This window comes from Mucilaginibacter sp. (assembly GCF_041663085.1).
Lineage (GTDB): Bacteria > Bacteroidota > Bacteroidia > Sphingobacteriales > Sphingobacteriaceae > Mucilaginibacter.
This window is the reverse complement of sequence record NZ_JBAZRC010000055.1, coordinates 20,384-27,390: the sequence shown is the minus strand read 5'-3', so window position 1 is coordinate 27,390 and position 7,007 is coordinate 20,384. Positions and strand designations below refer to the sequence as shown.

Below are 7,007 nucleotides of genomic sequence, written 5' to 3'. Positions count from 1 at the left end.
GATGCATACAGTGGTTTTATACCAAGATTGTTGTACACTTTTTTTAAAGCTTTAAGGTTACCTTGTTTAAATTTAGGCAGCGTAGTATTACCTATTAAGTGTGCAGGGGTTTGGTTCAACTCCATATCGCCCGCATATATCCTGTCGGCAATTTCCCTGAAAGCAGGGCCCGAAACTGATGCTGCATAGTAGCCGTTCTTAGGGTCGTTGATAACCACTATCAATGAATATTTTGGCTTATCTGCCGGGAAATACCCGCAAAAAGATGCCTGGTATTGTTTTTTAGCTTTGTAGCCTTTATTAGCATCTGCAACTTGTGCGGTACCGGTTTTACCGGCTATTTTATATAACGGGTTATAAACATACTCTTTACCGCTACCTTCTGTAACAACGCCTTCCAGCATTTCCTGCATCTTTTTCAGCGTTATATCAGAGCATATTTTTTCATTTACCGTGCGGGTTTGAAAACGCTCTACGGTGTTACCCAATCTTCTTATCTCCTTTACAAAAACCGGGGTTACCAGCTTGCCATTATTTGCAACAGCATTATAAAAAGTTAACATTTTTAATGGGGTTAACTGCATTTCATAACCGTAGGCCATTTGTGGCAGGGTCATGTTCTTGTTCCAGCTGCGGTTGTTTGGGTTTTTTACTACCGGCTGCGCTTCACCCGGTATCTGCAGGCCCATTTTCTCGTTGAGGTGCCAGTTGTATAAGTGATCGGTAAATTTCGACTGGTCATTTTTATAGCCGGTATTCACCAGGTAAGCAACCGCCGCGTTTGATGATTTTTCGAACGCTTTTTTTACCGTTACACGGCCAATGCTTCCGTGTGAATCTTTGATGGTATGGCCCGGTATAGGATATTCACCCGTATTAACCATGGTATTGGTATCTACTTTATGATCTTCCAGCAAGGCCATGTATGATGCCACCTTGAAGGTTGAACCCGGATCCTGGTTACCTGCAATAGCATAGTTAAATTTCTCTTTAAAAGAACCATCTGGCATGCGCGTGTAATTTGCAACAGCCCTAACTTCGCCTGTGGCTACTTCCATTAAAATAGCCGTACCATGATCGGCCTTGGTTATTATCAACTGCTTTTCTAACGCGCTTTGCACCAGGTCCTGCATATTCACATCAATGGTTGATATGATATCAGCACCCTCTTTCGGCGCTATTTCATCTTCATCATTAATAGGCATCCAAACACCACCTGCCATGCGGCGCTCCATACGTTTACCGTTTTCGCCGTTTATGTAGTTGGCGTATGCACCTTCAAGGCCTACGCCATTTTTTACATTCTCGTTTTTATAACCAATGGTACGCTCCGCTAAAAAACGGAACGGCATAATGCGCCTGTTTTGCTGTACTGCAATTAAACCGCCCTTATACTTACCCATGTTAAATATGGGGAACTTGCGGATGTCCTTTAGTTGATTATAGGTAACCTTGCGCCTAACCAACTGGTAACGCGAGCCATCCTTACGTGCATCACGGAAAAGCCTTGAATAATCCCGAGCCGATTTATCACCAAAATAGCGTGACAATTTCATAGAAAGCGAGTCTATCTTCTCGTCAAATACCTTATCATTTTCAATGCCGCCGGCCAGCATATCCATGTGCAGCTCATACTCTGGCACCGATGTTGCCAGCAAACTGCCATCTACCGCGAAAATATTACCCCTGGCTGCTTCTATATTTTTGTAACGGGTTGATTGCACCCTTGACATAGCCTTCCATTTCTCCCCCTGCACAAATTGAACACGGCAAAGCTGAAATACCACCGCTGCAGCAAAAAGCAGGATCAACCCAAACGCAAGGTAAACCCTGACAAGTATGTTGGTTCTGATACTCATTCCTGTACGTCCTCCTTTACAGTTATTTTTTGCGGCGGTTGATTAGCCTCTTTAATACCTAACGTATCTGCACGCTTGGCAACCTCGGTAAGTGTACTTTTAAAGGCCAGATCAGCTTTGCTGCTTTTGTATTCCCAGCTTAACTCCTTAACCTCTTTGCTTATTTTATCAATATCGCGTATGTTGTTTTCAGACAGGTGCCTGTTACCTATATATAACATCCCCAAAAAGGCCACGTAAAAAATAAAGGGCAAAGCACTGGTAGCAGCATCAGTAGTGACAACTCCATTTCTTAAGAATTGCGTGAAAAAGTTATCCGGAAGCTCCTTTTTTACGGGTTTCTCTTCCACAATAAGCTTTTGCTCTTCTAATTCTTCCTCCTGAATTTCTGTACGTAAACGATTGGTCATTTTTTTACAGCTATTCTTAATTTAGCACTACGTGCCCTGTTATTTATTACTATCTCTTCGTCGCTGGCTATAATAGCACCACGGCTAACCGCATCAAACGGGCGGTTGTTATTACCATACAAGTCCTTCTCTACTTCGCCGCTGAATTTGCCTTTGGCGATGAAATTCTTCACCAGCCTGTCCTCCAACGAGTGGTACGACATAACTACCAGCCTGCCGCCGGTCGCCAGCACATCTGCCGATTGCATTAAAAAATCTTTTAAGGCTTCCAGTTCCTGGTTCACCTCTATCCTAAGCGCCTGAAAAACCTGCGCCAGGTATTTATTTTCTTTTCCCCTCGGGGTAATATTGCTTATTGCATTCTTCAGGTCAGCAATGGTAACTATCGGGCCATTCAACCTTGCCGTTACAATGGTTTTAGCCAGCGATTTTGCGTTTTGCACTTCGCCGTACATCCCAAAAATGCGGTGCAGATCGGCCTCGCTGTAGTTATTCACCACTTCTTTAGCGCTCAGGTCTGATGCCTGGTTCATGCGCATATCCAACTCCGCATCAAAACGGATCGAAAAACCACGCTCAGCCTGGTCAAACTGGTATGATGACACCCCCAGATCTGCCAGTATCCCGTCAACCGGGATAGCATCGTGCAGGCGGGTAAAGTTTTTCAGATACCTGAAGTTCTGATCAATGAAGGTAAACCTGTCATCATCTATCATATTTTGCTGCGCATCAGCGTCCTGGTCAAAAGCCAGCAAACGCCCGCCATCACCCAGGTGCTTCATGATCTCGCGTGAGTGGCCGCCGCCGCCAAAGGTTACATCAACATAAGTACCGTTTGGCTTAATATTTAAAGCCTCGATGCATTCGGCCAGCATAACGGGGGTATGGTAATTACTCATCGCGCCCCCTTCCTTTGTTAGCCATCACCTCTTCGGCTAATGCCGCAAAGTTTTCAGGCTCGTTGCTTATCATTTTCTCGTGCGCTTTTTTGTCCCAAACCTCCACTTTATTGAGCATGCAGGTTAAAACAACCTCATTGGTAATGCCTGCATAATCCAATAAATTCTTCGGCAAATTCACCCTTCCGGTGCCATCGGGCTGCAAATTTGTTGCGCCGGCGGTAAAATATCTTACAAACTGAATTGCTTTTCTATCGTATTCGTTAAGTTTGCTCAGCTCGTCAAGTTTCTTGTCCCATTCCCGTTTAGTGTAAATAACAAGATAGTTCTCAAGGCCACGATTGATCACAAGACCTTCTTTATCAGCTTCTGGAAGCTGTTTCTTAAGGTCCGAAGGGATCATCATCCGCCCTTTGGCATCCAGTTTACAATTAAATTCTCCGGTTAAATAGGACATTCTTTACGGTCAACAATATTTGTAATGTAAAAGTATATTACTTTTACCACTTTATGACACTTTTTACCACCAAAAAGTTTTCAACATTTTTGATGTTTTTTCGGCTATGTTATTTTCTCAATAATGATAGCTTTGAGATAGTATTTATTAGCTAAAGAATGATCATTGTTATACAGTGCGCCGACCGCGTAGGCCTGGTTGCAGCCATATCTGGCTTGTTAGCCCAAAAAGAGTTTAACATCATTAGCATGCACGAGCATGTAGACAATACCGCCAACCTGTTTTTTATGCGGCTTGAAGTAGATAAAACAGTTGGCGCAGAGGGACTTGAAGATAACCTGCGCGAAATTTTACCAGAGGATGCACTCATTAAAATAAACCCCATTCCCGAAAAAAAGATAATTGTGCTGGTAACTAAGGAATACCATTGCCTGGCCGATATACTGGTACGAAATTATTTTAAAACGCTGGGTGCCAGCGTACAGTGCGTAATTGGCAATCACGACACCTTGCAGGACATTTGCCGGCGTTTTGATGTACCTTTTTACCATTTACCCGCAACGGCCGATAAAAATTTGTTTGAGCAAAGCCTGCTCAAAACCATCAAAAAGTACGAATATGACTACCTGGTTCTGGCCAAGTTTATGCGGATTTTATCTCATGATTTTGTGAGCTATTTCCCGATGCAGATCATCAACATCCATCACTCCTTTTTACCGGCTTTTGCAGGCGCCAGCCCCTACCGCCAAGCATACGAGCGCGGCGTGAAACTGATAGGCGCAACCGCCCATTATGTTACCGACGAACTGGACGAAGGGCCCATCATCGCGCAGCAAATAATACCGGCCAACCACTCGCTGAATGTGCAGGACATGGTAAAAGCCGGCAAAGAAATAGAAACCGCTGTATTAGCCAAAGCACTTAAACTTGTTTTTGACGATAGGGTATTTGTGTATAAGAATAAAACGGTGGTGTTGGAGTAACACTCCTTGTAACAATATTTAAACGGGTAGTTTTAATTAGTAAATATTAGTACTTTAACACTAATATTACCCCAATAATGAAACTACACCTAACCACCTTTATCACAGCACTTTGCTGTTACTCAGCCTATGCACAAGGCCCTGTTCAAAGAAACATCCGCCTGGAATTTATTAAAGGCGACAGTACCCGTTTAAGTTTTAACGAACAATTTAACCTGATTGAGGACAGCTGCAGCCAGGTTTATCGGTATGCGCATCTCAACATACAGGAAAAAAAGTTTACCGGATCATTTAAAGACGTAAGTCGTGCAGATCAAAAACTGCTGATTACCCAGGGCACGTACTCGGCAGAGGGGCTCAAAGAGGGCCCTTTCATTATTAATTATTTAAACGGCAATCCGCAGGCAAAAGGCAATTTTAAAAACGGCCTTTTTGATGGCAAGTGGGAAATCTTCTACGATACCGGCAAACCGTTAATGACGTTTGAAGCCAATGGCGCAGACATTAAAATTATTGATGTTTGGGACGACAAGGGTGTTAAAACGGTTAACAATGGCAATGGCACCTACAGGGCAGATATGCCGCCTTATATGTACTGGAAAGGCAAATTGCTTAATGGACGGCCGGATGGCAAGTGGAAGGCCAAAAAGGCGGCAGACGATACCGACCTATCTTCTGAAATCTTTAAAAACGGCGTGTTTCAAAAAGGCAACACCTCAATTTCAGAATATACCGATAAATCGAGGATAGTACTTATCTCGCCTACTTTTTTCCCGTTCGTATCGGCCGAGTACCTTTTGTTATCACGCGCGCCATGCGATGGTGATTTTGTAAAACAAAAAAACGTTGTCAATGCCAGTTACTCAGGCGGGATCAATTCATTTTCGGACCATATTGGTGAAGTCGTAGCCAGTTACCTGAACACGGTGGACCTGAAATCGTACGATGACCAGCTAGTTTTAGAAGGCGAAATAACCGAACAGGGAAGTATAGCAAAACTAAAGGCCATCAATCCGTTTAACATCAGCATATCGCAGGGAGTAATTAACAAGCTACACACTTTGCCACGTTTAAAACCAGCTACTGTTGATGGCAAACCTGTTAAACAAGGCTTCAGCATTACGCTTAGGATCCATAATGGTATGTATAGCTTTAATTATCGTTTTTTACCGTTACAGCCCTAACTTAAAATAAGACCTTACTTATCTCGATTGTTATGAAAATATTTTCTTCTGTAATTGTTTTGTGCCTGTCACATTTATTTTTCTCTATAAATGCCTCTGCACAAGAAAATGAAGACCCACGCAATATTAATATCAAGTATATACAAGAAGACAGTGTTTCTATTACCCTGAACGAAAGTTTTGACATGATAGAGGATAGCTGCAGCCAGATAATACGCTACACCCATTTCAACGCCGACGAAAAAAAGTTTTACGGTGCTTTTACGGATGTGAGCCGGCTAGACCCTAACGTGATATTAACGCAAGGTATGTACGATAAAAGCGGTCTTAAGCAAGGGCTTTTTGTATCGCATTATATAAACGGAAATTTACAGGCAAAAGGCAATTATAAAAACAACGCTTTTGATGGCAAATGGGAAACCTACTACGAGAATGGAAAACCAAAAACTTTTTTTGAGGCAACCAATGGTAACATATCCATACTAAATACATGGACTATTAACGGTGCCAAAGTTGTTGACAATGGCAACGGCGATTATAACGTAAGCCTTACCGGCGATAATACGGGTGGAGGAGCTGCCTGGAAAGGCAAACTTACCAATGGAAAACCTGATGGTACCTGGCAGTTTATAGTAACCACTAACGGGCTTGAAAGAGTTGTAAATACCGAAACTTTTAAAGATGGCCATTTTGTAAAGGGGATTGGCTTAACCGGCAACTACAAAAATGCTTCGCGTATAGTAATGATGCCACCAGAGGCTTTACCTTTTTTACAAGCCGAGAAAATGGCTATTTCAAGTTATCCGTGCAATGCCAATACCCCTATGTTTACTGAAAACATTAAAAAGCATGACGATAATGTTTATTTAGATGCGCATTATGATGCCAATAGATATGATTTCCGTTCAGAGCTTTTTGATAATTTATCCGATAGTTTTCACAGCGACAAATATAATTTTCTTGGAAGATTTGATATAAATTTAACGGCAGAAGTTAATGAGCTCGGGAAATTTACAAACGTAAAAACCACAGGCACATCCGATATTCAGATTGAAAAAGGTGTCATATCGGCCATATATCGCTTACCAACATTAAAGCCAGCCACAATCAATGGTAAAGTTGTTAAACAAAAATTTACCTTAACCTATTTTTATGATAAAACTGCCGGGCGGCGCAAATTAGTGTACAAATTTTTGCCACTAAGCTTGCAATAAA

7 protein-coding genes are annotated in these 7,007 nt (G+C 42.3%); 3 read left to right on the top strand and 4 right to left on the bottom strand.

Annotation, left to right across the window (positions count from 1 at the left end):
• The 4 genes from WC615_RS12040 to mraZ form a co-directional block, all read right to left on the bottom strand.
• Nucleotides 1-1,859 (bottom strand): peptidoglycan D,D-transpeptidase FtsI family protein (locus WC615_RS12040; RefSeq protein WP_372978341.1); only part of this gene is annotated, 1,859 nt, incomplete at its 3' end.
• A complete protein-coding gene (locus WC615_RS12035) occupies nt 1,856-2,269 on the bottom strand; it encodes an FtsL-like putative cell division protein (RefSeq protein WP_372978340.1) in 414 nt (137 codons plus the stop codon). The genes WC615_RS12040 and WC615_RS12035, both read right to left, overlap by 4 nt.
• Nucleotides 2,266-3,168: a 16S rRNA (cytosine(1402)-N(4))-methyltransferase RsmH gene (rsmH, locus tag WC615_RS12030; RefSeq protein ID WP_372978339.1), complete on the bottom strand. Its 903-nt coding sequence runs from the start codon at nt 3,166-3,168 to the stop codon at nt 2,266-2,268. Before rsmH ends, WC615_RS12035 begins: the two co-directional genes overlap by 4 nt.
• Complete coding sequence (gene mraZ, locus WC615_RS12025) at nt 3,161-3,625, bottom strand: division/cell wall cluster transcriptional repressor MraZ (protein WP_372978338.1); 465 nt, start codon at nt 3,623-3,625, stop codon at nt 3,161-3,163. The genes rsmH and mraZ overlap by 8 nt, the downstream gene beginning before the upstream one ends.
• 158 nt (nt 3,626-3,783) lie before the next feature.
• On the opposite strand from mraZ, the gene purU reads away from it, so the two are divergent.
• From purU to WC615_RS12010, 3 genes are all read left to right on the top strand, one after another.
• Nucleotides 3,784-4,608: a formyltetrahydrofolate deformylase gene (gene purU / locus WC615_RS12020; RefSeq protein WP_372978337.1), complete on the top strand. Its 825-nt coding sequence runs from the start codon at nt 3,784-3,786 to the stop codon at nt 4,606-4,608.
• A gap of 77 nt (nt 4,609-4,685) precedes the next feature.
• Nucleotides 4,686-5,792 (top strand): toxin-antitoxin system YwqK family antitoxin, encoded by a 1,107-nt coding sequence (locus tag WC615_RS12015; protein WP_372978336.1) that lies wholly within the window; start codon nt 4,686-4,688, stop codon nt 5,790-5,792.
• Nucleotides 5,793-5,824: 32 nt separating this feature from the next.
• Complete coding sequence (locus WC615_RS12010) at nt 5,825-7,006, top strand: toxin-antitoxin system YwqK family antitoxin (RefSeq protein ID WP_372978335.1); 1,182 nt, start codon at nt 5,825-5,827, stop codon at nt 7,004-7,006.
• Nucleotide 7,007: the final 1 nt, after the last annotated feature.

Coding starts and splice junctions, on each gene's coding strand:
- WC615_RS12035 (WP_372978340.1), bottom strand. CDS start 2,269: ATGACCAATCGTTTACGTACAGAAATTCAGGAGGAAGAATTAGAAGAG.
- rsmH (WP_372978339.1), bottom strand. CDS start 3,168: ATGAGTAATTACCATACCCCCGTTATGCTGGCCGAATGCATCGAGGCT.
- mraZ (WP_372978338.1), bottom strand. CDS start 3,625: ATGTCCTATTTAACCGGAGAATTTAATTGTAAACTGGATGCCAAAGGG.
- purU (WP_372978337.1), top strand. CDS start 3,784: ATGATCATTGTTATACAGTGCGCCGACCGCGTAGGCCTGGTTGCAGCC.
- WC615_RS12015 (WP_372978336.1), top strand. CDS start 4,686: ATGAAACTACACCTAACCACCTTTATCACAGCACTTTGCTGTTACTCA.
- WC615_RS12010 (WP_372978335.1), top strand. CDS start 5,825: ATGAAAATATTTTCTTCTGTAATTGTTTTGTGCCTGTCACATTTATTT.